We start from the raw sequence: 24,309 nt of genomic DNA, 5'->3' as shown, positions 1-24,309 counted from the left end.
GCTTCATACACTGACCAACCGGTCGTCGCTCAAACCGTGGAGAGGAAAGCGCTGCCAGCCTCCTGCCATTGGGCGATGTCTACCCGGATACGCTTCTTGTCGAGCTTGCCGACACTGGTCTTGGGAACTTCAGTAACAACGGCGATCTGGGACGGAATCGCCCACTTGTTGATGTTCCCCTGCTCGACGAAAGGCTTGAGGTGCTCCTTCAGCCCCTTGGCGTCCAGCGACTGGCCCTCGCGCAGCACCAGCAGGGCGAAGGGACGCTCGCCCCATTGCGGATCGGGCACCCCCACCACCGCGACTTCGCGCACCGCCGGGTGGCGGCTGATCAGGTCTTCCAGCTCCAGCGACGACAGCCACTCGCCGCCGGTCTTGATCACATCCTTGATGCGGTCGCGGATATCGATGAAGCCCATGCCGTCGATGGTCGCGACGTCGCCGGTGTGCATCCAGCCGCCGGCCCAGAGTTCCTCGCCCTTCTGCGGCTCCTGGAAATAGCCCTGGGTCAGCCAGGGCGCGCGCAGCACCAGTTCGCCCTGGGACTCGCCGTCGGCCGGCAGGAGCTGGCCGTGCTCGTCCATGATCGCCGCCTCCACCATCGGCACCGGCACGCCCGCCTTGATCCGGTAGGTGGTGCGCTCGTCCTCGCTGCCGGCGCGCAGCTCCTGGTTGAGGTAGCCGCAGGAGATCAGCGGGCAGGTCTCGGACATGCCGTAGGCGGCGGTCAGCTGGATGCCACGGGCCTTGGCGGCGTCATACAGGGCGCGGTTCAGCGCGCTGCCGCCGATGATGATCTTCAACCCACCGAAGTCGTAGTCCTTGGCGCCGGCGGCGTTGAGCATCATCTGCAGGATGGTCGGCACGCAGTGGGAGAAGGTCACCTTCTCCTCGCGGATCAGCTTGCACAGCAGCTCAGGCTCGTAACGGCCCGGATACACCTGCTTCACCCCCAGCATGGTGGCCACGTAGGGCACTCCCCAGGCGTGGACGTGGAACATCGGGGTGATTGGCATGTACACGTCGTCGGTGCCCATCAGGCGGATGCTGTCCAGGCTGCCGATGGTCGAGGCCATCGCCAGGGTGTGCAGCACCAGCTGGCGGTGGGTGAAGTACACGCCCTTGGGATTGCCGGTGGTGCCGGTGGTATAGAAGGTGGTGGCCACCGAGTTCTCGTCGAAATCGGGGAAGGCGTAGCGCGGGCTGGCAGCGGCCAGCAAGGTCTCGTACTCGCCCACGCAATTGGGCAGCGCGCAGCTCTTGTCGGCGCCGTCGGTGAGCAGCAGGGTCTTCTCTACGGTGGTCAACTGGCCGGCGATGCCCTGGTAGAGCGGCACGAATTCGCTGTTGACCAGCACGAAGCGGTCGTCGGCGTGGTTCATGGTGTAGAGGATCTGGTCGGGCGAGAGACGGATGTTGATGGTGTGCAGCACCGCACCGATCATCGGGATGGCGAACATGCACTCCAGGTAGCGATGGCTGTCCCAGTCCATCACCGCCACGGTGTCACCGGCCTTGACCCCTGCCTCGGTCAGCACGTTGGCCAGCCGCGCCACGCGCTCGTTGAAGGTGGCATAGCTGTAGCGCACGCTGTCGCGGTAGACGATTTCCCTGCCCTTTTCATAGCGGCTGCCCGACAGCATCAGGCTCTTGATCAGCAACGGGTACTGGTAGGCGTTCTGTGCAGCAGGGATGACACGGGTCTTCAGCATGGCGGGACACTCTCACGGCTGGATTTCTAGAGGGAATACATCAGGATGATTGCGACTCTAGAGGCCTCCCCGTGTCCGTTCATCAGTCAAAAGAGTGATTTGCCGATGACTCTATGGCCACATCCAGTCACGCGGTAGAATCCACCCCGCCCGGTCGTTCACGGCCGGCATCCTTACCCGGAGCCCGGGTATGGCCTGCTTCCTACGCAGTTCTGCCGACGCGCAGCCAGTCATACGCGGGCTCGTACAACAAGAGCGAAGAGGTAGTTTCATGTCCGAGATCGTCATCGTCAGCGGCGCCCGTACTCCCATGGGCGGCTTCCAGGGCAGCCTGTCCGGTGTTCCCGCCGTGGAGCTGGGCGCCGTCGCCATCCGCGAAGCCATTGCCCGTGCCGGCATCCAGCCCGAGGACGTGCAGGAAGTGATCATGGGCAACGTGCTGCCAGCCGGCCTGAAGCAAGGTCCGGCCCGCCAGGCGGCGCTGAACGCCGGCCTGCCCGCCGCCACCGGCTGCACCACCATCAACAAGCTCTGCGGCTCCGGCATGAAGGCCGTGATGCTGGCCCACGACCTGCTCAAGGCGGGCAGCAACAACGTGATGGTCGCCGGCGGCATGGAAAGCATGTCCAACGCCCCCTACGTGATCGAAAAAGCCCGCACCGGCCTGCGCATGGGCCACGGCGAGATCAAGGACCACATGTTCCTCGACGGCCTGGAAGACGCCCGCACCGGTCGCCTGATGGGCTCCTTCGCCCAGGAAACCGCCGACAAGTACGGCGTGACCCGTGAGGAAATGGACGCCTACGCCATCGAATCCCTCAAGCGCGCCCAGGCCGCCATCGCCGACGGTTCGCTGGCTTCGGAAATCGTTCCGGTCACCGTGACCACCCGCAAGGGCGAGACCGTGGTGAAGGACGACGAGCAGCCGCTGACCGCCAACCTGGACAAGATCCCGGGCCTCAAGGCTGCGTTCAAGAAGGACGGCACCATCACCGCCGCCAACGCCAGCTCCATCTCCGACGGCGCCTCCGCGCTGGTCCTGATGACCGCTGAAGAAGCCGCGCGCCGTGGCCTGAAGCCGCTGGCGAAGATCGTCGCCCACGCCACCCAGAGCCAGGACCCGGCCGAGTTCACCCTCGCCCCGATCGGCGCCATGACCAACCTGTTCAAGAAGACCGGCTGGAACAAGGACGACGTGGACCTGTTCGAGATCAACGAAGCCTTCGCCATGGTCACCATGCTCGCCATGCGCGAACACGGCCTGGACCACGCCAAGGTCAACGTCTACGGCGGCGCCTGCGCCCAGGGCCACCCGGTCGGCTCCACCGGCTCGCGGATCATCATCACCCTGATCAACGCCCTGCAGAAGAAGGGCGGCAAGCGCGGCATCGCCTCGCTGTGCATCGGTGGCGGCGAAGCCACCGCGGTGGCGATCGAGCTGGTCTGATATTCAATCAGGCATGAGAAAGGGGCGCCTCGGCGCCCCTTTTTTGGTTTCAGGCCGTGGCCACCTTCGGCGCATGCGGTGCCGTGCGTGGGAACACCGCCGCCGCCAGGAAGGTGACCGCCCCCAGCGCCGCCAGGATCAGGTAGAGTCCGGTCAACCCCTGGCGCGGCTCGATGTAGCTGATCAGCGGAATCGCCGCCGCGCTGGCGCCGAAGGACACGAAGTAACGCAGGGCGAACACCCTGGCCTGCCACTGCGGCGCGACGAAGTTGGCGACCATCGCGTCGTTCACCGTCACCTGGCCGAACACCGCGAACATGAACAACGCACCGACCACCGCCACCGGCCAGCCTTCGGCATAGGCCAGCGCCACCAGCAGCGGGCCCTGGCAGAAGGTCATGAGCAGGAACGGGCCCTTGAGGCTGAAGCGGTCCAGCAGGCGCCCCATGATCAGCTGCGCCACGGCGCCGAAGGCATAGGCCAGGCTGACCACCACGCCGAGGCTTTCCGGCGAGGCCAGCAGCGCTTCAAGGCGTACCTGGAACAGCCGCGGGTAAGTCACGGTGCTGGCGTTGAACACCACGCCACCGGTGGCCGTCACCAGCGCCAGCACGCCGAACACCCGTGGCATCGACAGCTTCTGCCCGCCCACGCCCCTCGGCGCCGGATGCTGAACCGCCACCGGCGCTTCGGCACGGACCTGCCAGGCGAAGCCGATGCCGATCAACACCGCCACGGCCCCCGGCAGGATGAATGCCGCGCGCCAGCCGAAATGCGCGGTGAGGAAACCCGTCAGCAAAGCGGCGAACGCCACCCCCAGATTGCCCCACATACCGTTGATGCCGATCTCGTGGCCACGGTTCTGCGCGTGGGCTACCAGCATCGCAGTGCCCACCGGGTGGTAGATGGCGGCGAACACGCCGATCAGGGTCAGACCGGCGACCAGCAGCGGCACGGAATTGGAAAGCCCGGTGAGGATGGACGCCGCACCGATGCCGAAGAAGAACAGCTGCATCATGTGCCGGCGGTCCCACTTGTCGCCCAGCCAGCCGGCCGGGATCGAGCAGGCGCCGAAGGCGATGAAGCCGCCCAGGGACAGGCCGATCATCTGCGCGTAGCTCAGGCCGAAGCTCTGCGTCATGCCCAGCACGGCGGCCGGGAAGATCAGCATGAACATGTGGTCGATGATATGGGCGGCGTTGATGTAGCGGATGATCGTTCGAGGTCGGGACATGGCGTCGGCGCTCGGCTTGGTTGGAAGGAAGGCCCATGCTAGGTTGTCCGCAAAACGCAGACCTGACAGAAAAGTCATCGAAGCCGACATGCGCCTGAAACTGCCCGACAACCAGCGCCTCGCCGCCATCGGCCTCGATTATGCCGACGGCCATCACGTGGAACCCCACGATCACCCGCAGGCACAGCTGCTCTACGCCGCCACCGGCCTGATGCGCCTGGTCACCCGCCAGGGCGCCTGGGTCATCCCGCCGACCCGCGCGGTGTGGATTCCGCCGGGCACCCGGCATGAAATCCACATGTCCGGCGAGGTGCACATGCGCACCCTGTTCATTCGCGCCGATGCCTGTCCACAGAATCTGAGCGACTGCTGCGTGCTGGCGGTCACGCCCCTGCTGCGGGAGATGATCCTGCGCTGCATCCGCTGGCAGGCGCAGCCGGGCGAGCCGGCGCTGCCGCTGCTGGAGCAGTTGATCCTGCTGGAGATAGCCACCCTGCAGCGACTGCCCCTGGCCCTGCCGCTACCGACCGACCGGCGCTTGCGGGCGATCTGCAAGGCGCTGCTGAGGCACCCGGAACATCCACACACGCTGGAGGACTGGGGCCAGCAGGTGGGCGCCAGCTCGCGCACCCTGGCCCGGCTGTTCCGTCAGGAACTGGGCATGAGCTATCAGGAATGGCGCCAGCAGTTGCGCCTGACCGAGGCGCTGCCGCGCCTGCTGGCAGGGGAGAACGTGCAGAGCGTCGCCACGGCCCTGGGCTACGCCAGCGGGCGGGCGTTCAGTGCGATGTTCAGGCGGCTGCTGGGGGAGAACCCGCGGGAGTACCTACAGGCGTTGAGTCAATTGTCGACCTTGAAACACCAGACCGGTCGGATCTCCGACGCCGACTGACAGTCCGGAAAATTCCGCGCCCCACATCCGAATGTGGAGTCACACAGTCCGCGTCGGCCGTCCCAGCATAGGCGTTCACCCCAATCGAGAGCGCCCTCCAGTGACCGACGACATCGATGATGACGAGCCCGCTCGCCGCCGATTCCTGAAAAACACCCTCACCCTGATCCCCGCCGTGACGCTGTTCGGCGGCGCCGGCCTGGTCGCCGGCAACGCCGCCGGGGCCCCGCCAACCGCACCCGGCAGCGCCCAGTCCGCGGCAGAAGACTACGTGCCGCTCTATTTCACCGCCGAGGAATGGCAGTTCCTGCTGGCCGCCTGCGACCGCCTGATCCCCAGCGACGCCAACGGTCCGGGCGCGGTGGCCGAAGGTGTGCCGGAATTCATCGACCGCCAGATGGAGACGCACTACGGCCATGGCGGCATCTGGTACCTGAAAGGCCCCGCCATACCGGCGCCGCCGGAGATGGGTTTCCAGAGCACCCTCGCGCCGCGCGACATCTACCGCACCGGCATCGCCGAACTGAACCGGCACTGCCAGGCCACCTTCGGCGGCAAGCGCTTCCACGAGCTGGAACAGGCGCAACAGGAAGCCCTGCTGAGCCATCTGGAAAAAGGCCAGCTGGAACTGAGCGCCTGCCCCGGCGCGATGTTCTTCCAGCAACTGCTGCAGAACACCCGCGAAGGCTGGATGAGCGACCCCATTCATGGCGGCAACAGGACCATGGCCTCCTGGAAGCTGATCGGCTTCCCCGGTGCCCGCGCCGACTTCGCCGACTGGGCCTCCCGCCCCAATCGCCCCTACCCCCAGGGCCCGGTGAGCATCGCCGGCAAAAGGAGCTGACCCGATGAGCAATCTGAAAATGGCCCCCGTCGACGCCGTCGTCATCGGCCTGGGCTGGACCGGCGCGATCATGGCCAAGGAACTGAGCGACGCCGGCCTCAAGGTGGTGGCACTGGAGCGCGGAGAAATGCGCGACACCTATCCCGACTTCGCCTACCCGCGCATGGCCGACGAACTGACCTACGGCATCCGCTACAAGCTGTTCCAGAACCTCGCCAAGGAATCCCTCACCATTCGCCACGCGCCGGGTGACACGGCGGTGCCCTACCGCCGCCTGGGCGCCTTCCTGCCGGGCAACGGTGTGGGCGGTGCCGGCGTGCACTGGAACGGCCAGCACTGGCGCATGCAACCCTACGACCTGCAACTGCGCAGCAACACCCTGGAACGCCACGGCGCCAACGCCATCCCCGACGGCATGACGATCCAGGACTGGGGCGTCACCTACGACGAACTGGAGCCCTGGTTCGACCATTTCGAGAAGGTCTGCGGAACCGCCGGGCAAGCCGGCAACCTGCGCGGCCAACTGCTCGACGGCGGCAACCCGTTCGAGGCGCCGCGCCGGAACCCCTACCCCACGGCGGCGATGAAAACGCTGTACCCCGGCCAGTTGCTCACCCAGGCCGGCAAGGAACTGGGCCTGCACGCCTTCCCCTGCCCCGCCTCCAACTGCACCGAGCCCTACACCAACCCCTATGGCGTGCAGATGGGCCCCTGCAACTACTGCGGCTACTGCGAGCGTTTCGGTTGTTTCAACTACTCCAAGGCATCCCCGCAGTCGACCATCCTGCCCGTGCTGCTCACGCAGCCGAATTTCGAACTGCGTACCCAGTCGAAGGTCATCCGCATCAACACCGACTCCGGCGGCCGCAAGGCCACCGGCGTGACCTACATCGACGCCCAGGGACGCGAGGTCGAACAACCGGCGGACCTGGTGATCCTCAGCGCCTTCCAGTTGCACAACGTGCGCCTGTTGCTGCTGTCGAAGATCGGCACACCCTACGACCCCGTCAGCGGCAGCGGGACCGTCGGCAAGAACTACGCCTACCAGACCAACTCCTCGGTCTCCCTGTTCTTCGACAAGGACCGCCACTTCAACCCCTTCGTCGGGGCGGGCGCCGGCTACACCTGCATGGACGACTTCAACAACGAAACCTTCTTCAACCAGAACAACGGTTTCGTCGGCGGCGCCTACCTCTCCACCTCCACCAGCGGCGGCCGCCCCATTCAGCAGATGGCCCTGCCCGATACCGCACCCGCCTGGGGTAGCGGCTGGAAGCAGGCGATCAAGGACAACTACTGCCACAACATGGGCCTGCATGCCGAAGGCTCGAGCATGGCCTATCGCGACTGCTACCTCGATCTCGATCCGACCTACACCGACGAGAACGGCCTGCCGCTGCTGCGCATGACCTTCGACTGGAAGGACAACGACATCCGCCAGGCCCAGTTCATGGTCCAGCGCATGGAGGAGATCGCCCGGGTACTCAACCCGCGCTACAGCTTCGCCGGCGGCCCCAAGCCGGGCTCGCGCTTCAACTGGACGGTCTACCAGAGCACCCACACCACTGGCGGCGCCATCATGGGCGAGAACCCGAAACAGAGCGTGGTGAACAAGTACCTGCAGAGCTGGGACGTACCGAACCTGTTCGTCCTGGGCGCCAGCGCCTTCCCCCAGAACATGGCCTACAACCCCACCGGCATCGTCGGCGCGCTGGCCTATTGGGCGGCCCACGCCATCCGCCAGCAGTACCTGAAGAACCCCGGTCCGCTGGTATCCGCCTGAGGAGAATCGCCATGAAACTCGCATTCCTGTCCCTGGCGATAGTGCTGGCCAGCGGCGCCGTCTTCGCCGACGAAGCCCGGGACGCCAGCGTCGCTCGCGGCAAGTACCTCGCCCTGCTGGGTGACTGCGCGGCCTGCCACACCGCCGACCCCAAGCGACCGTTCGCCGGCGGCGCCCCCCTGCAATCGCCGCTGGGGGCGATCTACTCCACCAACATCACGCCCGACGACGCCGACGGCATTGGCCGCTACAGCCTCGAGCAATTCGCCGATGCCCTGCGCAAGGGACGCGCCGCCGACGGCCACTATCTCTACCCGGCCATGCCCTATCCCTCCTTCTCCCGGCTCAGGGACCAGGACGTCGGCGACCTCTACGCCTACTTCATGCACGGCGTGGAGGCGCTGCCGAGCAAGGCGCGCCCCTCCGGCATCCCCTGGCCACTCAACATGCGCTGGCCGCTGGCACTCTGGAGCGCCGCCTTCACCCCACAGGGCGCCTACCAGGAGGTTGCAGGGCGCTCAGCGGAATGGAACCGTGGCGCCTATCTGGTGCAGGGCCTGGGACATTGCGGCTCCTGCCACACGCCACGGGGCATCGCCTTGCAGGAGAAGGCGCTGGACCAGGGCAGCCCGCAGTACCTCTCTGGCGCCGTGCAGGATGGCTGGGCCGCGCCGGATATCGGCGGCGCGCAACCCGGCAGCCTGCAAGGCTGGAGCGAACAGGACCTGATTACCTTCCTGAGGACCGGGCGCAACGACCACTCCGCCGCGTTCGGCGCGATGTCGGACGCGGTACTGCACAGCACCCAGTATTTCAGCGACGCCGACCTGAAGGCGGTGGCCGTGTACCTCGGTTCCCTGGGTGAAGGACAGGCTCCCCGCCACACAGCGGCGGACCAGACCACGCCACGGCTCGCCGAGGGCAAGCCCCAGGGCGAAGGCGAAGCGCTCTACCTGGACAACTGCGCCGCCTGCCACCGCAGCGATGGCCAGGGCTACCGCGCCACCTTCCCGCGTCTGGCCGGCAACTCAGCGGTGCTGGGCGCCAGTCCGGAGTCACTGATCCACATCATCCTCAAGGGTTCGAGCGTACCGAAGACGCAAGGCGCCCCCACCGGTCTGACCATGCCTGACTTCGGCTGGCGCCTGAACGATGCGCAGGTCGCCGAGCTGGCGACCTTCCTGCGCTCGGCCTGGGGCTATGACGCAGCCGCTGTGACAGCCGCGGAGGTGGCCCGCATACGGGCATTGGAGTAAAGGCCCGGGGCGCGCGCGGGCGCGCCCTTTTCCGTCAGCGCAGCTCGGTGAACGCCAGCTTGATCCCCAGCCCCACCAGCACCACGCCCATCACCCGGTCGAACCAGTGGCCCATGCGGGCGAAGCCGGCGCGCACGCGCTGCTGGCTGAACAGCAATGCCACCAGGCAGAACCAGACCGCCGTGGCGCACGCCAGGTAAACACCGTAGCCGGCCTGCACCAACAGCGGCGTATGCGGGTTGATCACCACGGTGAAGAGGGAAAGGAAGAACAGCGTGGCCTTGGGATTCAGGCCGTTGGTGACGAAACCGGCGACATAGGCCCCGCGCGCCGCGCGCGCCACCGGCGCGGTGGCGGTTTCGGCGGCCGCCGGATCGGCCGGACGCGCCCGCAGCGCCTTGATGCCGATGTACAGCAGGTAGGCCGCCGCCAGCCACTTCAGCGCGTTGAACAGCACGATGGACTGGGACACGATCAGACCGATCCCCAGCAACGAATAGGTGACGTGCAGGAAGATCGCGCTGCCCACCCCCAGCGCCGTCCAGGTGCCGGCGCGGCGCCCGTGGGTCACGCTCTCGCGCACCACCACGGCGAAATCCGGACCGGGGCTGGCCACCGCCAGCAGGTGGATGAATGCCACGGTGAGAAATTCCGTCCAGTACATCGTGCCTCCGCAGACCCATCGAAAAACGGTTAGGCTGACCACCTTACGTCAGACCGATTTACCGCAAAAGGTACAGCTGCACATGAACAGCCCCCGCGCCGTCTTCCTCGACCACGCCTCCCTCGACCTCGGGGACCTCGACCTCGCGCCGCTGCGCGCGGAGTTCGGCGAGCTGGTCCTGCACGGGCGCAGCGACGCGGAGCAGGTGGCCGAACGGCTCGAAGGCGCCCAGGTGGCGATCAGCAACAAGGTTCGCATCGACGCCGCCGCGCTGGAACGCTGCCCGGACCTCAAACTGATCCTGGTCGCCGCCACCGGCACCAACAACATCGACCTCGCCGCCGCTCGCCGCCACGGCGTGACGGTGAGCAACTGCCAGGGCTATGGCACCCCGTCGGTGGCCCAGCACACCCTGATGCTGCTGCTCGCCCTCGCCACCCGCCTGCCCGACTACCAGGCAGCGGTCCGCGCCGGGCGCTGGCAGCAGGCGCCACAGTTCTGCCTGCTGGATTTCCCCATCGTCGAAATGGAAGGCAAGACACTCGGCCTGCTCGGTCACGGCGAACTGGGCGGCGCGGTGGCAAAGCTGGCGGAAGCCTTCGGCATGCGCGTACTGCTCGGCGCCCTGCCCGGACGCCCGCCGCGCGCTGACCGCCTACCCCTGGACGAGCTGCTGCCGCAGGTCGACGCCCTTACCCTGCACTGCCCGCTGACCGACGCCACGCGTAACCTGATCGGCCAGCGCGAGCTGGACCTGATGAAACCCCACGCCTTCCTGATCAACACCGCCCGCGGCGGGCTGGTGGACGAGCAAGCGCTGGCCGACACCCTGCGCCGCGGCCACCTGGGCGGCGCCGCCTTCGACGTGCTCAGCGTGGAGCCGCCGAAAGACGGCAACCCGCTGCTGGCCGGCGACCTCCCGCGCTTCATCCTCACCCCGCACAGCGCCTGGGGCAGCCGCGAGGCCAGGCAGCGCATCGTCGGCCAGTTGAGCGAGAACGCCGCCAGCTTCTTCGCCGGCGAACCGCGTCGGGTGGTGGCGCCATGAGCCTGCACCTGGTCTGCGGCGACGGCGCCGCCCACGCGCTGCACCGGGCGGTGGAGGCCGGCGTGCTGGTCGCGAAGAAAATCCGCGTGATGCCGGACGACCTGGCCGTCGGCCCACTGACCGATGTGGACTCGCCGCCCTGCCAACAGCGCGCCGCGTTCTGGCACGCACTGGGCGGGGATGCCCTGCGGGACCGGGAAATCGCCATCGAGCTGGCCACCGACGTGAACTGGCTGCGCAGCCCGGATGCCGCCATCGTCACCCTCTGGCACGGCGACAGCGCCAGCGAGCAATTGCTGCTGCGCCGCGCCTGCGCACTGTTGCCGGCGCACGTCACCCTGCGCAGCGTCGGCGCCGGTAGCGGCCAGTGCCGCAGCGACGACCGCCACGCCATCGCCATGCTCAAACCCGTTGAACTGGCTAACGCCCTGGCCGCCAGCCATGAAGTGGATGCCACCGAACGCCAGTGCCTCGGTGAAGACTGGCAAGGCGCCCTGACCGATAACGCCGAACTGCGCCTTTGGCTGGACGGCCAACTCAGCGGCACCGGCTACGAACACATCGACCGCATCCTGGTGGACAGCGCCAGCGACTCCTGGCGCCCGGCGCAGTCGGTGATCGGGCCGACCATGGCCTACGTCGAGGGCCTGTTCGTCAGCGACCTGCTGGCCGCCTGGCGCCTGCGCGAACTGGTCGCGGCAGGGCGCCTTGCGCTGCGCGGCGAGGACTTATGGAAGAACGCCGAGGTGCGGCTCGCCTAGGCTCGGCCAAGGCAGCCCTGCTAAACTCGCGCCCTTTTTTCGAGGAGGCCGCATGTCCAACGCCCCCACCAGTGAAGTGCTGCTGCGCCAGATCGAGCGCTTCCAGGGCCGCGTCCTGCTCGCCGGCCTGCCCGCCGACGGCCTGCTCGGCGACCTGCCGCAGGCCCAGGGCTGGAGCTGGCACGCCGGCGAACAGCAGCAGCTCGAAGCCCGCTATCCCGGCCGCTGCCACTTCGGCGCTACCGCGCCGGAAGGCACCTTCGATGCCGCCGTGCTGTTCCTGCCCAAATCCCGCGAACTCACTGACTACCTGTTCGCCGCCCTGGCCGCCTGCGTGCCGGATGGCGAGCTGTACCTGGTCGGCGAGAAACGCGCCGGTGTCGAACGCGCCAGCAAGCAGCTCGGCGAATTCGGCCGCGCCAGCAAGCTCGACAGTGCCCGCCACTGCCAGCTGTGGCACGCGCGCGTCGACGGCGCACCAGTGGCTCCCGACCTGCACGCCCTGGCACAACGCTACGAACTGTCGCTGGCTGACGGCCCGCTGCACGTGGTGACCCTGCCCGGCGTATTCAGCCACGGCCGCCTGGATCGCGGCAGCGCCCTGCTGCTGGAACAACTGGACGGCCTGCCGATCGGGCAGGTGCTGGACTTCGGTTGCGGTGCCGGCGTGCTCGGCGCCACGCTCAAACGACGTTATCCACAGAGTCGCCTGACCCTGCTGGACGTCGACGCCTTCGCCATCGAAAGCAGCCGCCTGACCCTGGCCGCCAATGGCCTTGAGGGTGAAGTGATCGCCGGCGATGGCATCGACGCGGCTCCCACCGGGCTTGCCGCCATCGTCAGCAACCCGCCCTTCCACCAGGGCGTGCACACCAGCTACGCCGCCACCGAACACCTGCTGCGCCAGTCCGCCCGCCATCTGCTGGCGAACGGCGAGCTGCGCCTGGTGGCCAACAGCTTCCTGAAATACCCGCCGCTGATCGAACAGCATCTCGGCCCCTGCCAGACCCTGGCCGAAGCCGACGGCTTCCGCATTTACAGCGCCCGGCGGCGCTGAGCCGAGGCTCGCACTACACTGCTGCGAGCCACGGACCGGCGCGCCGCCGCACGCCCAGACTTATCGAGGACACCTGTGAATCGAAGACTCAACGACGATGTCGAACTGACATTCGCCATGGGGCCGAAAGAGAAGCCGCATCATCTCAAGCGCTCTCTCAAGCCCCGCCACCTGAACATGATCGCCATCGGCGGCTCCATCGGCACCGGCCTGTTCGTCGCCTCCGGCAGCACCATCGCCACCGCCGGCCCCGGCGGCGCGCTGATGGCCTACGCGCTGATCGGCCTGATGGTGTTCTTCCTGATGACCAGCCTGGGCGAACTGGCGGCGTATATCCCTGACTCCGGCTCGTTCTGCACCTATGGCAGCCGTTTCATCGACGATGGCTTCGGTTTCGCCATGGGCTGGAACTACTGGTACAACTGGGCGGTGACCATCGCCGCGGAGCTGGTGGCCGCGCAGCTGGTGATGAAGTTCTGGTTCCCCGACGTGCCCGGCATCTACTGGAGCGTGGTGTTCCTGGGCATCATGTTCATGCTCAACTACTTCTCGGTGAAGGGCTTCGGCGAGAGCGAGTTCTGGTTCGCGCTGATCAAGGTGGTCGCCGTCATCGTGTTCATCGGCATTGGCCTGGCCAGCATCATCGGCATCATGCATGGCGTCGACAGCCCCGGCTTCAGCAACTTCACCACCGGTGACGCGCCCTTCGTCGGCGGCCTGCAGGCCATGATCGGGGTGGCGATGATCGCCGGCTTCTCCTTCCAGGGCACCGAGCTGATCGGCGTCGCCGCCGGCGAATCGGAGAACCCGCAGAAGTCCATTCCCATCGCCATCCGCCAGGTGTTCTGGCGAATCCTGATGTTCTACATCCTGTCGATCTTCGTGATCGGCATGCTGATCCCCTACACCGATCCGAACCTGCTCAAGACCGACAGCAGCGACATCAGCACCTCGCCCTTCACCCTGCTGTTCGAGCGTGCGGGCCTGGCCGCGGCGGCGGGCGTGATGAACGCGGTGATCCTCTCGGCGATCCTCTCGGCCGGCAACTCCGGCATGTACGCCTCGACCCGGATGCTCTACACCATGGCTCTGCACGGCAAGGCGCCCCGCGTGTTCAGCGAGGTATCCGTCAGCGGGGTGCCACGCTACGCATTGCTGGCCACCACCTTCGTCGGCGCGCTGTGCTTCCTCACCAGCTTCATTGGCGACAAGACCGTCTACACCTGGCTGCTCAACGCTTCGGGCATGTGCGGCTTCATCGTCTGGCTGGGCATCGCCGTGTCGCACTATCGCTTCCGCAAGGCCTTCGTCCTGCAGGGCGGCAACCTGAATAGCCTGCCCTACCGCGCCAAGTGGTTCCCCTTCGGTCCGCTGTTCGCTTTCACCCTCTGCCTGATCATTACCCTGGGGCAAAACTACCAGGCGTTCGTCGGCGAGCACGTGGACTGGGCCGGGTTGGTCGCCACCTACATCACCATCCCGTTGTTCCTGGCGATCTGGCTGGGCTACCGCTTCAAGAACGGCACCCGCATCATCCGCTACGAGGACATGGACATCCGCCCCCACCGCGAATGATCCGACACGCAGGCTTGCCCAAGTCCTAGGACTTGGGCAGAATGCGCCCCGTCCTAGGGGAGTAGTCTCCCGCGAGCGCCCAGCTCGCCCGGTACGCGTCAACACACTTGGTCCGCAGACCATGGCGCGTGCGACCCACGCCTGCACCGTTCAGGCCCGGGTTTGACAAGACCTATGACACGAGCAACCTGACCCGGGGCGGGCAGGTGGCGCGTGTCATGGTGATGAGTCGACCCGCCCCTTAGGAAGCCTGATGGAATCCCTCTTCGTCCCAACCCTGATCGTTGCCCTGGCCGAAATCGGCGACAAGACGCAACTGCTCGCGCTCGTTCTCGCTGCCCGTTTCCGCAAGCCCTGGCCGATCATCGCCGGGATCATCGCCGCCACCCTGGCCAACCACTTCGCCGCCGGTGCCGTCGGCAGCTGGGTCGCCAGCTTCTTCTCCGCCACCGTACTGAGCTGGGTATTGGCTGCCTGCTTCCTGGCCGTCGCCGCCTGGACCCTGATCCCCGACAAGCTGGATGACGACGAAGAAGGCGCGCTGAAGAAATTCGGTCCGTTCCTCACCACCCTGATCGCCTTCTTCCTCGCCGAGATGGGCGACAAGACCCAGGTCGCCACCGTGATGCTGGCCGCGCAGTACCCGCATTTCTGGCTGGTGGTGCTGGGCACCACGCTGGGCATGCTGATCGCCAACGTGCCGGTGGTGCTGGCGGGCAACTTCGCCGCCGACCGCCTGCCGCTGAACCTGATCCGCCGCCTGGCCGCCGCGGCCTTCGCCATCCTCGGCCTGGCCGCTGTCTGGCACGCGCTGCAACTGGGCGGCGTGGTCTGACCTGAAACCCGATGGAGCCTGGCGCGCCGGCCAATGCCTGTGTTTCACAAACGATACACAGTGGCGTGCCATTCTCCCCCGTATTTCAGGAACCGCAGGACGCACCATGTTTGAGAAGGATCTCAAGAAAGTCGCCCGCCAGCACATCGACCTTGCATGGAACAAGGGTCATCTGGCGCTGGCCGAGCAACTGCACAGCCCGGACTTCATCTACAAGAGCGCCTTCACCGCGCAACCGCTGAACAACGCCGGCTACCGCCGGCTGGTGGAGGGCATCCGCTCGGCCATGCCGGACCTGGAAGTAGTGGTGGAGGAATGCATCCGCGAAGGCAACAAGGTGTTCACCTGGAGCACCCTGCTGGGCAGCATCTCCCGCCCCGCCTTCGGCTACCCGGCCAGCGAGAAGATCCTCAGCCTGTCGGCCATGGGCTTCTGGGTGTTCAGCAGCACCGGGGAAATCCTAGAGCTGTGCACCATGTTCGACATGGAAAGCTTCCGCGCGCAGATGGGGCTGCAGAACCGCCCCTTTGCCGAAAAGGCACTGCCCTGACATGAAAAAGCCCGGCATCTGCCGGGCTTTTTCATTCTTGCGGGTTCTACAGATAGTCGTTGGCATGGAACCAGGCAATCGCCCGCTCCAGCGTATCCTCCAGCGGCACGTGGCTCTCGAAGCGCAGCTCTTCGAGCGCCTTGCGCCCGTCGAGGAACTGTCCGCCGGCCATCACCTCGATCGCCGTGTCGTCCAGCAGCGGCATCTTGCCGGTCAGCCGGTAACGCCAGCGTCCCAGGGTGGCCAGGGCGCGCGCGCGATGCAGCGGCATCGGCGTCGGTGCCGGCTTGCCCAGCAGACGGGCGATGGTGGCGGTCAGCTCGCCCATCTCGATGTTGTGTCCGGTAAGCAGGTAACGTTCGCCGACCCGGCCGCGCTCCAGCGCCAGCAGCAGGCCGCGACCTGCCTCGGCGGCGTCGATCACATTGCGCCGGCCTGGCACGTAGTGAAGCATCTCATCGCGGCCAATGGCCGTGATGAGGCGGCCGGTGGTCGGGCCGATGTCGAACTCGCCCAGCGCCATGCCGGGAATCCCGATCACCACCGGCAACCCGCCGCGGGCCTGCTCGCGGGCCTGCTCGTCGAGCGCCCACTTGCACATGACGTAGGCACTCTTGCCGGTGGGCAGGCCCTCGTAGAACAGCCCCTCATGCCCCGGCAGCCCCTGCGGGTGCAAGGGCATGGCGAAGGCTGAGCCGACGTAGAGAATTCGCGGCACCTTGGCCTGCAGGCAGGCGGCGTAGAAATGGTTGGTCAGGTCCAGGGCGCTGGCCACTTCCTCCTGCCAGCGCCGTGGCCGCACCGGGTAGTAACCGGCGCTGAAGATCACCGCGTCCAGGCCGCTCAGCGCGCGCGCCATGCCCTGGTGATCGAAGAGTTCGGCCACCCGGCATTCCGGCTCGAGGTAGGCCAGGCGTTGAATCTGCGACGACGGCCGATGGATCAGCACCAACTGGTGTCCAGCGGCCTTGATGGCGCGGGCGGCGTGATGGCCCAGAAGCCCTGTGGCTCCGAGTACAGCGATTTTCACGGGCGCTCCCTGTTCACGTTGCGCAGCGGCGCTATCTCGCGCCGCTCCTGGCAGGCCAATCAGCGACCCTTGGCTTGCTCGTACAGCGGCATCACCTTCGGAATGGCGGCCTTCAGGTTAGCCATCCGGGTGCTGTCGGCCGGGTGGGTGCTGAGGATTTCCGGCGGCGCGTCGCCACCGGCCTGCCCCATCTTCTGCCACAAGGTCATCGCGGCGTTGGGGTTATAGCCGGCGCGGGCGGCCAATTCCAGGCCGATCAGGTCGGCTTCGTTCTCGTTCTGCCGGCTGTTGGGCAGGGTCAGGCTGTACTCCACCACCTGGTGGGCCAGGTCGACGCTGCCCTGGCCCAGGCCCAGCAGCGCGCCGCCGATACCCAGGCCCATCTGCTCGGCGTAGGCGCGGGACATGGCTTCGCGACCGTGCTCGCGCAGGGCGTGGGCGATTTCGTGGCCCATCACCGCGGCGAGTTCGTCATCGCTCAGCTTCAGCTTATCGATCAGCCCGGTGTAGACGATGATCTTGCCGCCCGGGCCGCAGTTGGCGTTGAGCTCATCGCTCTGGATCACGTTGACTTCCCACTTCCAGGACGGGGCGTCCGGACGGAAGGCGCCGGTCTGCGGAATCAGCCGGCTGGCGATGGCCTTCACGCGCTTGGCGTCGCTGCTGCTGGCGTCCAGCTTGCCAGCCTTGGACGCCTCGCCGAGGGTCTGCTGGTAGGACTGGGCGTACATCTGATCGACCTGCGCGCTGGACAGCATGCTGAACATGTTCTGCTTGCGGTCGACGCCGACGACGCCGCCACTGGTGGTGTTCACCTGCTGGCAGGCGGTCAGCAGCAGGGCTGCGGCCAGGCCGGCGACACGGAAAAGATTGGGCATGCTGCTCTCCCGAAACATTGCGATATGCCAAGAACAGCGCGCATGGTAGGCCCACCCCCGATGGCCGGCAACCACCACGCAACAGGCCGCACACAAGGGCGTTACAACCCATTACAAGCGCTGCCTAATGAATTGTGCGGGTCCTGCCGATACAGAGTGACACGCAGGTCTGGGACATCGGGTACCCGTATGAAATTCAAGTCGATCCAGTTTTCCGTGGTGGCGCTGGCCGGAGCCAGCGTCTTGGCGGTGGTCGCGGCATTGGTGCTGTATGCGCTGTTCGCAGGCGCCAGAACGCAGGCACTGGTGCAGGAGCGCACCCAGGCCTTGCTCGAACAGGTGATCAATGAGCGCCTGGTGGCCATGGCACGCGGGCAGGTCAGCCAGATCCAGCGCGAGCTGGAGTACCCGCTGACCGTCGCCAAGGACCTGGCCAACACCAACGCCCTGATGGGCAAGGTCGACGCCAGCGGCGCCCCGGTGCTGAAAATCAGCCGCGACGAGATGTCCGGCCTGCTGCGCCAGACTGTGGAACAGAACCCCAAGCTGCTCGACGCCTTCGCCGGCTGGGAGCCCAACGCCTTCACCGGCAACGACAGCGATCACGCCGGCCAGCCGGGCTACGGCGCGGACGGCCGCTTCATGCCCTGGTGGTATCGCAAGGACGGCGGCCTGACCGTCGAGGCCATGGGCGACACCCTTGAAAGCCAGAAGATACAGCCTACTGGCGTGCGCGAGGGCGAGTACTACCTGTGCCCGAAAGAGAAGCGCCAGCCCTGCATCGTCGACCCGGCGCCCTATGAAATGGGCGGCAAGATGGTGCTGATGTCGTCCTTCAACGCGCCGATCCTGGTCAACGGCCAGTTCAAGGGTTCGGTGGGCGTCGACCTGTCGCTGGACTTCATCCAGACCCTGCTGAAGAACGCCGACAGCCAGCTCTACAACGGTGCCGGCGAGATGGCGCTGATTTCCGGCAACGGCCGCCTGGTCGCCTACACCAAGGACGCCGGCAAGCTCGGCGAACCGGCCAACAGCGTGCTGGACGCCGATACCCTCGCCAACCTCTCCAAGCTGACGCTGGATCAGCCGCTGTCGACGCTCGACGCGGAGCGCGGCCAGATTGAGGTGCTCCTGCCCTTCACCATCGCCGACACCGGCGTGCGCTGGACGCTGGCCGTGCAGCTGCCGCAGGAAGCGGTGCTGGGCGAGCTGCACAAGCTGCAGGGCGACCTGAAATCCCAACGCGACGGCGACACCCTGGGCATGACCCTGGTGGGCCTGCTCATCGCCGCCATTGGTCTTGCGGTGATCTGGCTGGTCGGCCACGGCATCGCCCGTCCGCTGCGCCAGCTGGTCGGCATGCTCGACGACATCGCCCAGGGCGAAGGCGACCTCACCCGCCGCCTGTCCAGCGACCGCGCCGACGAGCTGGGTTCCATCGCCAAGGGCTTCAACACCTTCCTCGGCAAACTGCAGGGCATGATCGGCCAGGTGGTGACCTCGGTGCAGCGCGTCAGCGATTCCTCCGAACACACCGCCGACATCGCCATCCGCACCAACCAGGGCGTGCAGCAGCAGCTGGCGGAAATCGAGCTGGTGGCCACCGCTGTCCACGAGATGACCGCCACCGCCCAGGACGTGGCACGCAACGCCACCCACGCGGCGGAGGCGGCCAACCACGCCGACCAGGCCGCACACCACGGCAAGCGCATCGTCGAGAGCAGCTCGGCGGCGATCCAGGCGCTGGCCAGCGAGATCGGCCGCGCGGTGGGCGTGGTCCAGACCCTGGCCCGCGACAGCGAGAACATCAATGCGATCCTGGTGGCTATCCGTGGCATCGCCGAGCAGACCAACCTGCTGGCGCTCAACGCCGCCATCGAAGCGGCCCGCGCCGGCGAGCAGGGACGCGGCTTCGCGGTGGTCGCCGACGAGGTGCGCAACCTCGCGCAGAAGACCCAGCAGGCCACCGAGGAAATCCAGTCGATGATCCAGCAACTGCAGCACGGTACCCGCGAAGTGGTGCAGGTGATGCAGCAGAGCCAGGAGAAGACCGACGACAGCGTGCGTCACGCCAGCGAGGCGGCCCAGGCGCTGGAGTCGATCACCCAGGCGGTGTCGGTGATCAACGACATGAACACCCAGATCGCCAGCGCCGCCGAGGAGCAGAGCGCGGTGGCCGAGGACATCAACCGCAACGTCACCAACATCGGCATGGTCGCCAACCAGGTGGCCGGCGGCGCGGACGAAGCCTCCCAGGCCAGCGCCGAGCTGACCAAACTGGCGGAGCAGCAGCGTCGGCTGGTGAATCAGTTCAAGGTGTGAAGCGACTCGCGTACGGCGTACAACCGTTCGCGGTTGTACGCCGGTTCACCACGACTATGGTCGGCCCCATGGGCAAGCTCGGAGCGCCCTGAAACCAAGGCCAAACGGCGTATAACGTCGAAGGTTATGCGCCCTACCCGACCGCTCCTACGGGAAGTTCTGCATCAGGCGGGCGTCAGGCACTCCGGCCCATTGCACGTGGGATCGTTGATGAAGTTCGCCAGCGGCTGCTCGCGCAACCGCGCCTGGGGCAATTGCAGCAGCTCCAGCAGTCGCGCCGTCTCCGTCTCGCTCGACAGCCACTGCGCCTGCTCCGCCACGTCCAGGATCAGCGGCCGGCGCATGTCGCCCGCCGCCTGGGTCAGCATCGCCACGCTGTAATAGGTGTGGCCTTCCACCGGATACGCCTCCCACACCCCCGCAAAGCAGATCAGCCCGCCGCCGGAAATCCAGTGCGGCCGCTTGCGCACACCGCGCCATTCATAGAAGCCGTTGGCCGGCAGCAGGCAGCGGCGCTGGGCGAAGGCGTCGCGGAACATCGGCTGATCGGCGATGGTTTCGGCACGGGCATGGGCCGGCGTGCGCGACAGGTCCTTCAGCCAGGCCGGCGTCAGCCCCCAGCGCGCCAGGTCGGCACAACGGGCGCCGCCCTCCTCGCGCAGCATCAGCACACGGGCGCCGGGCGCAAGGCTCCACTGCGGCTGGAGATCGGCGGGGAATCCGGCGCTCTCGGCAAGTTCGCGGTTCCAGCGGAACAGGGCGTAGCGGCTGGTCATGGGCTCTCGGAACGATCAATCAGCACAGCAGGACGCCAGGACCGGTCTCGATGTCATCGGCGGGCCCTGGCAGGGGTTGCGCGGCATTGTACGCGGCGATCAACGCCCTCGCGCGCTCGGCGTGCTCATCCTCGACCCACAGGTGCAGCAACCCCATGCCCGGCAGCTCGCCGATGCCACCGAGCAGGTGGCGTCCGCCAAGGTGCGACGAAATGCCCTCATTGGCCAGCATCCCGCCCAGCAACTCGGCCTCGATCAGGTCGGCGGGTTCGTAGATTCGCTGCATCAGTCGTCCTCGCGCTGGACTTCCAGGGACCACTCCACACCGTCGGTGTAAAGCTGAAACAGGATCGGCCGGCAACATACCGGACAATCTTCATAGTAGCGCTGGTCGCCTCCGGACAGGTCGAGCACGGCCTCCGCCGGCTCGCCACAATAGGGGCAGGTGTAGGCCTGACTTTCGAGCATCGCTGGTTCCCCCGTGACTTCCGTTTATAATCGCGCGGTCTTTCAGGGTGCCCAGTCTGACCGAGCGGTCCCCTGGCAACCCTCCGAGCTGTCTACTTCGCGGCTTGGCCCGTGATACCCCTAAAAAATTCAATCAGAGAGCATGATGGGCGAGTTCGAAGCCATCCGACCGTACAATGACGCCGAAGTCCCGGCCGTCCTGCAACGCCTGCTGAGCGATGACGCCTTCCTCGGCGCGCTGGCGCGTTACCGCTTCCCCCGTCTGTCCGGGCCGTTCGGCTGGCTGCTCAGACCTCTTATAGCTCATCGCCTGGCCCGTGAAGTCACCGGCATCCGCAGCGTCATCGCGCTGCAGGACAAGATCGAGCCCTATGTCGACCGCACCATCGAGCACGCCACCGACGGAGTCACCTATTCCGGCGTCGAGCGTCTGAAACCCGGCTGCGCGTACCTGTTCATCGCCAACCACCGCGACATCGTGATGGATCCGGCCTTCTGCAACTACGCGATCTACCACGCCAAGCTGCCGACGCCGCGCATCGCCATCGGCGACAACCTGCTGCAGAAGCCCTTCGTCAGCGACCTCATGCGCCTGAACAAGAGCTTCATCGTGCATCGCTCGATCACTGGCCGGCGCGAGAAACTGGCGGCGTACCAGAAGCTCTCGGCCTACATCAATCACTCGATTCGCCAGGACGGCCAGTCGATCTGGATCGCCCAGGCCGAAGGCCGCGCCAAGGACGGGGATGACCGCACCGATTCGGCGATCCTCAAGATGTTCCACATGAGCTGCAAGGACGAGCCGTTCGCCGAGGTGATCCGCGAGCTGCACCTGATCCCGGTGTCCATCAGCTACGAATACGACCCCTGCGATGCCGCCAAGGCCCGCGAGCTGTTCACCCGCGCCACCACCGGCGAATACACGAAAGCGCCGGGCGAGGACGACCGCAGCATCGTGCAGGGCATCACCGGCTACAAGGGCCGGGTGCACATCAACTTCGGCGAGCAGATCACCGGGGAGTTCAGCGACACCAAGCAGCTCGCCGCCGAGCTGGACCGGCAGATCCTCGGCAACTACCGGCTGTTCCCGGTGCACTACCTGGCCTACGAGGCCTCCGCGCTGCGCGATCCGGCCCTGCAGGTGCCCACCGCGGCGAGCCTGTTCAAGGACGAGGAACTGCGCCGCGCCCGCACCGAATGGGAGCGTCGCCTGGCCGAGTGCCCCGCCGAGCAGCGCGCGCACCTGATCCTGCAATACGCCAACCCGGTGCTGAACCAATACCGCCTCAAGCAGGCATGAAAAAAGGCGCCCTCGGGCGCCTTTTTCAATGGTGGCTCATCACAGCCGCGTGCTGTACCAGCTGACCGCCAGCGCCAGCGCCATGCAGGCGAAGCCGAAGCGGTAGAAGAAGCGGTTCAGTCGCAGCGTCGGCTCGAAGCTGTCCAGCGGTATCGGCTGCAGTTCGCTTTCGGTGGCCAGACGCGCCAGGGCCAGGCGCTCGCGACGGCGGGTGGCCAGCAGCAGCCAGCCGCCTGCCAGGGCGAAGAACAGCGCCAGATCGTTGAGGATCCGACCAGGATGGGCCTGGAACAAGCTCCAGAGCGCCTGCAGCGACATCACAACCTCCACTTCGGGACTGCACACCAGTTATCGCGAAGGAGAGCCGGGGGTGAGTCTACTGGATGAACGGGCATCGCCCGTCATGGATGAGAAACAATCGTCGCGCATTTTATCCGCAGGCCAGTCACCGCAGCCAGCGCGTAACGCTTAATTACGACGAGCGTAAGAGTTATCGAGAATCGGTCTAAGACTTCTCCTGCGCCTTGGCACGCGGCTGGCTTGAATGAATCCAGCCAATCCGGTCCTTCGCCTAGGAGATTCGCCATGCTCGAAATCGTTCCCCACGAAAGTGCGTACCTGATCGAACACCTGGAAGAAATCGAAGCCGTCGTCGTCGAGCTGTCCTTCAACGTCCAGGACGACCACTGGCTGGTCTACACCCAGGCCTGCGGCCACGAACACCTGGACCTGCCGGAAACCGACGAACGCATGCGCTCGATCGAGGTCGATCCGTACCGCCAGGCCGCCTGATCGCACCGCCTTCAGCGGCCCATGAAAAAGCCCGGCATTGGCCGGGCTTTTTCATTGCCGCATCGATCAGCGCTGGTTCAACGTCTGGCCGACGCTCGGGTCCTTGAACACGCGGTTCAGGGCATCGCTGAGCACATCGCCCACCAGCTTGCTGTTGGTCGCCTCGTTGGGCGCCATGCCGAAGCGCTGGTTCAGCGCAGCGCCGTAGCGACCGCTGTAGTGACGCGCACTGGTCTGCACGTCCACGCGGAAGGTCGCGCTGATGTCGGCCTCGGTGACGTACATGCCTTCCTTGGGCGACTGGTACTTCAGTTCGGCCAGGGTCAGGGTCAGCTGCGGTGCGTTGTAGGCGTTGGGCGACGGCGTGAAGCCCAGCAGACGCACAGCGGTTTCGGCCTGCAGTTGCAGCTTGGGAATTACATCCTGGCTGCGCACGGTGAGCTGGCTGGTTTCGGAGTACAGGCCACCACGGGTGCCCAGCGCGGTGCTGGGACGGCCGTCGACGACCTTGACCACTACCGGCTGGCCTTGGCCGACGGCGGTGATGGGCCCCTTGAATACCGGGTCCGGGTTGAGTTGTTGCGGGCTGAGCGCACAGCCGGTCAGGGTCAGGCTGGCAGCAGCGATAAAGCTGAGCAACAAGCGTTGCAGCATGCTCATCTCTCCATGGGTTGGGCGATGGCCGGCAGTATACCGACCGTCGGCGCGGGCAGATAGCGCCTGGCCATTGGACGCTGAACCCGTTCTCAGGGTTCCCGGCGGGCGCGGCCTCATGCCGTATTGACCTGCCCTGGGGCAAGACGCACCAAGGCAGGGCGAAAAACGCAATTCCAGAGTCAAAGACTCGGAAAAAAGTCTAAGGTGCAGGGCTTTTTTTTTGTTTCGCCGTTATAATCGCCCCCCGATTATAAGGACGCCTCCAGATCGGGCCCCGCACGATGCCGACACACCGTGTCTCGCCTCTGCCACCCCTCAAAGAGAGTCGCCACTCGCCTCGGTCACTGGCCGTCGCGCTTAACGTTCGTTGCGCAGAACGCTTGGCAAGGATGCAGCCGCCCCCTCCGTACGGAGACCGGACCGGCCCG

The 24,309-nt window shown here is 66.3% G+C and carries 24 protein-coding genes and 1 riboswitch; of the genes, 14 read left to right on the top strand and 10 right to left on the bottom strand.

Going from position 1 to position 24,309, the window contains the following annotated elements; all coding sequences use genetic code 11:
- Positions 1-29 precede the first annotated feature (29 nt).
- Positions 30-1,712 (bottom strand): fatty acid--CoA ligase, encoded by a 1,683-nt coding sequence (locus ACNFBT_RS00750; protein WP_416745555.1) that lies wholly within the window; start codon positions 1,710-1,712, stop codon positions 30-32.
- Positions 1,713-1,983: 271 nt separating this feature from the next.
- On the opposite strand from ACNFBT_RS00750, the gene ACNFBT_RS00745 reads away from it, so the two are divergent.
- Positions 1,984-3,159, top strand: a complete 1,176-nt coding sequence (locus ACNFBT_RS00745) for a thiolase family protein (protein WP_416745553.1) — start codon at positions 1,984-1,986, stop codon at positions 3,157-3,159.
- A 49-nt stretch (positions 3,160-3,208) separates the two neighbouring features.
- Here the strand turns inward: ACNFBT_RS00745 and ACNFBT_RS00740 are convergent, their stop codons facing one another.
- Positions 3,209-4,393: an MFS transporter gene (locus tag ACNFBT_RS00740; protein WP_416745551.1), complete on the bottom strand. Its 1,185-nt coding sequence runs from the start codon at positions 4,391-4,393 to the stop codon at positions 3,209-3,211.
- An 88-nt stretch (positions 4,394-4,481) separates the two neighbouring features.
- On the opposite strand from ACNFBT_RS00740, the gene ACNFBT_RS00735 reads away from it, so the two are divergent.
- The 4 genes from ACNFBT_RS00735 (at position 4,482) to ACNFBT_RS00720 (ending at position 9,168) form a co-directional block, all read left to right on the top strand.
- Positions 4,482-5,285, top strand: a complete 804-nt coding sequence (locus ACNFBT_RS00735) for an AraC family transcriptional regulator (protein ID WP_416745549.1) — start codon at positions 4,482-4,484, stop codon at positions 5,283-5,285.
- A gap of 112 nt (positions 5,286-5,397) precedes the next feature.
- Positions 5,398-6,129, top strand: coding sequence for a gluconate 2-dehydrogenase subunit 3 family protein (locus ACNFBT_RS00730; protein WP_416747151.1), 732 nt, complete (start codon positions 5,398-5,400; stop codon positions 6,127-6,129).
- A 19-nt stretch (positions 6,130-6,148) separates the two neighbouring features.
- Positions 6,149-7,912, top strand: coding sequence for a GMC family oxidoreductase (locus ACNFBT_RS00725; RefSeq protein ID WP_416747149.1), 1,764 nt, complete (start codon positions 6,149-6,151; stop codon positions 7,910-7,912).
- An 11-nt stretch (positions 7,913-7,923) separates the two neighbouring features.
- Positions 7,924-9,168 carry a cytochrome c gene (locus ACNFBT_RS00720; protein WP_416745547.1) on the top strand — a complete coding sequence of 415 codons (1,245 nt, stop codon included), beginning with the start codon at positions 7,924-7,926 and terminating at the stop codon, positions 9,166-9,168.
- A gap of 34 nt (positions 9,169-9,202) precedes the next feature.
- Here ACNFBT_RS00720 and ACNFBT_RS00715 read toward each other — a convergent pair whose 3' ends face one another.
- Positions 9,203-9,832, bottom strand: coding sequence for a LysE family translocator (locus tag ACNFBT_RS00715; protein WP_416745545.1), 630 nt, complete (start codon positions 9,830-9,832; stop codon positions 9,203-9,205).
- A gap of 82 nt (positions 9,833-9,914) precedes the next feature.
- Here ACNFBT_RS00715 and ACNFBT_RS00710 point away from each other — a divergent pair, with 82 nt between their 5' ends.
- The 6 genes from ACNFBT_RS00710 to ACNFBT_RS00685 all read left to right on the top strand — a co-directional run bounded on the left by ACNFBT_RS00710 (position 9,915) and on the right by ACNFBT_RS00685 (position 15,658).
- Complete coding sequence (locus ACNFBT_RS00710) at positions 9,915-10,880, top strand: 2-hydroxyacid dehydrogenase (protein WP_416745543.1); 966 nt, start codon at positions 9,915-9,917, stop codon at positions 10,878-10,880.
- Positions 10,877-11,641, top strand: coding sequence for a DUF3658 domain-containing protein (locus ACNFBT_RS00705; protein WP_416745541.1), 765 nt, complete (start codon positions 10,877-10,879; stop codon positions 11,639-11,641). The genes ACNFBT_RS00710 and ACNFBT_RS00705 overlap by 4 nt, the downstream gene beginning before the upstream one ends.
- Before the next feature lie 52 nt (positions 11,642-11,693).
- Complete coding sequence (locus tag ACNFBT_RS00700) at positions 11,694-12,698, top strand: methyltransferase (protein WP_416745539.1); 1,005 nt, start codon at positions 11,694-11,696, stop codon at positions 12,696-12,698.
- Between the two features lie 117 nt (positions 12,699-12,815).
- The gene (locus ACNFBT_RS00695) at positions 12,816-14,273 is read left to right on the top strand and encodes an amino acid permease (RefSeq protein ID WP_416747147.1); all 1,458 of its coding nucleotides are present in this window, start codon (positions 12,816-12,818) and stop codon (positions 14,271-14,273) included.
- 44 nt (positions 14,274-14,317) lie between these two features.
- Positions 14,318-14,449: riboswitch (yybP-ykoY riboswitch) on the top strand.
- A 77-nt stretch (positions 14,450-14,526) separates the two neighbouring features.
- Entirely contained in the window at positions 14,527-15,108 is a 582-nt protein-coding gene (locus ACNFBT_RS00690; RefSeq protein WP_416745537.1) for a TMEM165/GDT1 family protein, read from the top strand.
- Between the two features lie 106 nt (positions 15,109-15,214).
- On the top strand, positions 15,215-15,658 hold the full coding sequence (locus ACNFBT_RS00685; RefSeq protein ID WP_416745535.1) for a ketosteroid isomerase-related protein: 444 nt from the start codon (positions 15,215-15,217) through the stop codon (positions 15,656-15,658).
- A gap of 46 nt (positions 15,659-15,704) precedes the next feature.
- On the opposite strand, the gene ACNFBT_RS00680 is transcribed toward ACNFBT_RS00685, so the two are convergent.
- Together ACNFBT_RS00680 and ACNFBT_RS00675 are read right to left on the bottom strand one after the other, a co-directional pair.
- Positions 15,705-16,742: an NAD-dependent epimerase/dehydratase family protein gene (locus ACNFBT_RS00680; protein ID WP_416747145.1), complete on the bottom strand. Its 1,038-nt coding sequence runs from the start codon at positions 16,740-16,742 to the stop codon at positions 15,705-15,707.
- 5 nt (positions 16,743-16,747) lie between these two features.
- Positions 16,748-17,566 carry a M48 family metallopeptidase gene (locus ACNFBT_RS00675; RefSeq protein ID WP_416745533.1) on the bottom strand — a complete coding sequence of 273 codons (819 nt, stop codon included), beginning with the start codon at positions 17,564-17,566 and terminating at the stop codon, positions 16,748-16,750.
- A 189-nt stretch (positions 17,567-17,755) separates the two neighbouring features.
- On the opposite strand from ACNFBT_RS00675, the gene ACNFBT_RS00670 reads away from it, so the two are divergent.
- Positions 17,756-19,888, top strand: a complete 2,133-nt coding sequence (locus ACNFBT_RS00670) for a methyl-accepting chemotaxis protein (RefSeq protein WP_416745531.1) — start codon at positions 17,756-17,758, stop codon at positions 19,886-19,888.
- A 164-nt stretch (positions 19,889-20,052) separates the two neighbouring features.
- Here ACNFBT_RS00670 and ACNFBT_RS00665 read toward each other — a convergent pair whose 3' ends face one another.
- From ACNFBT_RS00665 to ACNFBT_RS00655, 3 genes are read right to left on the bottom strand one after another with little or no spacing between them, the layout of a single operon-like run.
- Positions 20,053-20,664: an SOS response-associated peptidase gene (locus tag ACNFBT_RS00665; RefSeq protein ID WP_416745529.1), complete on the bottom strand. Its 612-nt coding sequence runs from the start codon at positions 20,662-20,664 to the stop codon at positions 20,053-20,055.
- Between the two features lie 19 nt (positions 20,665-20,683).
- Entirely contained in the window at positions 20,684-20,950 is a 267-nt protein-coding gene (locus tag ACNFBT_RS00660) for a DUF2007 domain-containing protein (protein WP_416745527.1), read from the bottom strand.
- Entirely contained in the window at positions 20,950-21,132 is a 183-nt protein-coding gene (locus ACNFBT_RS00655) for a CPXCG motif-containing cysteine-rich protein (RefSeq protein ID WP_207885994.1), read from the bottom strand. The genes ACNFBT_RS00660 and ACNFBT_RS00655 overlap by 1 nt, the downstream gene beginning before the upstream one ends.
- Before the next feature lie 142 nt (positions 21,133-21,274).
- Between ACNFBT_RS00655 and ACNFBT_RS00650 the strand changes: the two genes are divergently transcribed.
- Positions 21,275-22,432, top strand: a complete 1,158-nt coding sequence (locus ACNFBT_RS00650) for a 1-acyl-sn-glycerol-3-phosphate acyltransferase (protein ID WP_416745525.1) — start codon at positions 21,275-21,277, stop codon at positions 22,430-22,432.
- Positions 22,433-22,471: 39 nt separating this feature from the next.
- On the opposite strand, the gene ACNFBT_RS00645 is transcribed toward ACNFBT_RS00650, so the two are convergent.
- Entirely contained in the window at positions 22,472-22,750 is a 279-nt protein-coding gene (locus ACNFBT_RS00645; protein ID WP_416745523.1) for a hypothetical protein, read from the bottom strand.
- 267 nt (positions 22,751-23,017) lie between these two features.
- On the opposite strand from ACNFBT_RS00645, the gene ACNFBT_RS00640 reads away from it, so the two are divergent.
- On the top strand, positions 23,018-23,224 hold the full coding sequence (locus ACNFBT_RS00640; RefSeq protein WP_416745521.1) for a hypothetical protein: 207 nt from the start codon (positions 23,018-23,020) through the stop codon (positions 23,222-23,224).
- Positions 23,225-23,290: 66 nt separating this feature from the next.
- Here ACNFBT_RS00640 and ACNFBT_RS00635 read toward each other — a convergent pair whose 3' ends face one another.
- Positions 23,291-23,878 carry a YajG family lipoprotein gene (locus ACNFBT_RS00635; RefSeq protein WP_416745520.1) on the bottom strand — a complete coding sequence of 196 codons (588 nt, stop codon included), beginning with the start codon at positions 23,876-23,878 and terminating at the stop codon, positions 23,291-23,293.
- Positions 23,879-24,309: the final 431 nt, after the last annotated feature.

Origin of the sequence: Pseudomonas sp. NY15181 (assembly GCF_048068055.1) — a bacterium.
GTDB lineage: Bacteria > Pseudomonadota > Gammaproteobacteria > Pseudomonadales > Pseudomonadaceae > Pseudomonas.
This window is presented reverse-complemented; position numbering and strand designations above follow the sequence as displayed.

What these genes read in the sequence shown, in the direction of transcription:
- ACNFBT_RS00645 (WP_416745523.1), bottom strand. Translation starts at nt 22,750, where the DNA reads ATGTCGCTGCAGGCGCTCTGGAGCTTGTTCCAGGCCCATCCTGGTCGG.
- ACNFBT_RS00685 (WP_416745535.1), top strand. Translation starts at nt 15,215, where the DNA reads ATGTTTGAGAAGGATCTCAAGAAAGTCGCCCGCCAGCACATCGACCTT.
- ACNFBT_RS00650 (WP_416745525.1), top strand. Translation starts at nt 21,275, where the DNA reads ATGATGGGCGAGTTCGAAGCCATCCGACCGTACAATGACGCCGAAGTC.
- ACNFBT_RS00655 (WP_207885994.1), bottom strand. Translation starts at nt 21,132, where the DNA reads ATGCTCGAAAGTCAGGCCTACACCTGCCCCTATTGTGGCGAGCCGGCG.
- ACNFBT_RS00695 (WP_416747147.1), top strand. Translation starts at nt 12,816, where the DNA reads ATGGGGCCGAAAGAGAAGCCGCATCATCTCAAGCGCTCTCTCAAGCCC.
- ACNFBT_RS00705 (WP_416745541.1), top strand. Translation starts at nt 10,877, where the DNA reads ATGAGCCTGCACCTGGTCTGCGGCGACGGCGCCGCCCACGCGCTGCAC.
- ACNFBT_RS00670 (WP_416745531.1), top strand. Translation starts at nt 17,756, where the DNA reads ATGAAATTCAAGTCGATCCAGTTTTCCGTGGTGGCGCTGGCCGGAGCC.
- ACNFBT_RS00710 (WP_416745543.1), top strand. Translation starts at nt 9,915, where the DNA reads ATGAACAGCCCCCGCGCCGTCTTCCTCGACCACGCCTCCCTCGACCTC.
- ACNFBT_RS00725 (WP_416747149.1), top strand. Translation starts at nt 6,149, where the DNA reads ATGGCCCCCGTCGACGCCGTCGTCATCGGCCTGGGCTGGACCGGCGCG.
- ACNFBT_RS00720 (WP_416745547.1), top strand. Translation starts at nt 7,924, where the DNA reads ATGAAACTCGCATTCCTGTCCCTGGCGATAGTGCTGGCCAGCGGCGCC.
- ACNFBT_RS00660 (WP_416745527.1), bottom strand. Translation starts at nt 20,950, where the DNA reads ATGCAGCGAATCTACGAACCCGCCGACCTGATCGAGGCCGAGTTGCTG.
- ACNFBT_RS00715 (WP_416745545.1), bottom strand. Translation starts at nt 9,832, where the DNA reads ATGTACTGGACGGAATTTCTCACCGTGGCATTCATCCACCTGCTGGCG.
- ACNFBT_RS00735 (WP_416745549.1), top strand. Translation starts at nt 4,482, where the DNA reads ATGCGCCTGAAACTGCCCGACAACCAGCGCCTCGCCGCCATCGGCCTC.
- ACNFBT_RS00740 (WP_416745551.1), bottom strand. Translation starts at nt 4,393, where the DNA reads ATGTCCCGACCTCGAACGATCATCCGCTACATCAACGCCGCCCATATC.
- ACNFBT_RS00640 (WP_416745521.1), top strand. Translation starts at nt 23,018, where the DNA reads ATGCTCGAAATCGTTCCCCACGAAAGTGCGTACCTGATCGAACACCTG.
- ACNFBT_RS00745 (WP_416745553.1), top strand. Translation starts at nt 1,984, where the DNA reads ATGTCCGAGATCGTCATCGTCAGCGGCGCCCGTACTCCCATGGGCGGC.
- ACNFBT_RS00750 (WP_416745555.1), bottom strand. Translation starts at nt 1,712, where the DNA reads ATGCTGAAGACCCGTGTCATCCCTGCTGCACAGAACGCCTACCAGTAC.
- ACNFBT_RS00665 (WP_416745529.1), bottom strand. Translation starts at nt 20,664, where the DNA reads ATGACCAGCCGCTACGCCCTGTTCCGCTGGAACCGCGAACTTGCCGAG.
- ACNFBT_RS00635 (WP_416745520.1), bottom strand. Translation starts at nt 23,878, where the DNA reads ATGCTGCAACGCTTGTTGCTCAGCTTTATCGCTGCTGCCAGCCTGACC.
- ACNFBT_RS00700 (WP_416745539.1), top strand. Translation starts at nt 11,694, where the DNA reads ATGTCCAACGCCCCCACCAGTGAAGTGCTGCTGCGCCAGATCGAGCGC.
- ACNFBT_RS00675 (WP_416745533.1), bottom strand. Translation starts at nt 17,566, where the DNA reads ATGCCCAATCTTTTCCGTGTCGCCGGCCTGGCCGCAGCCCTGCTGCTG.
- ACNFBT_RS00690 (WP_416745537.1), top strand. Translation starts at nt 14,527, where the DNA reads ATGGAATCCCTCTTCGTCCCAACCCTGATCGTTGCCCTGGCCGAAATC.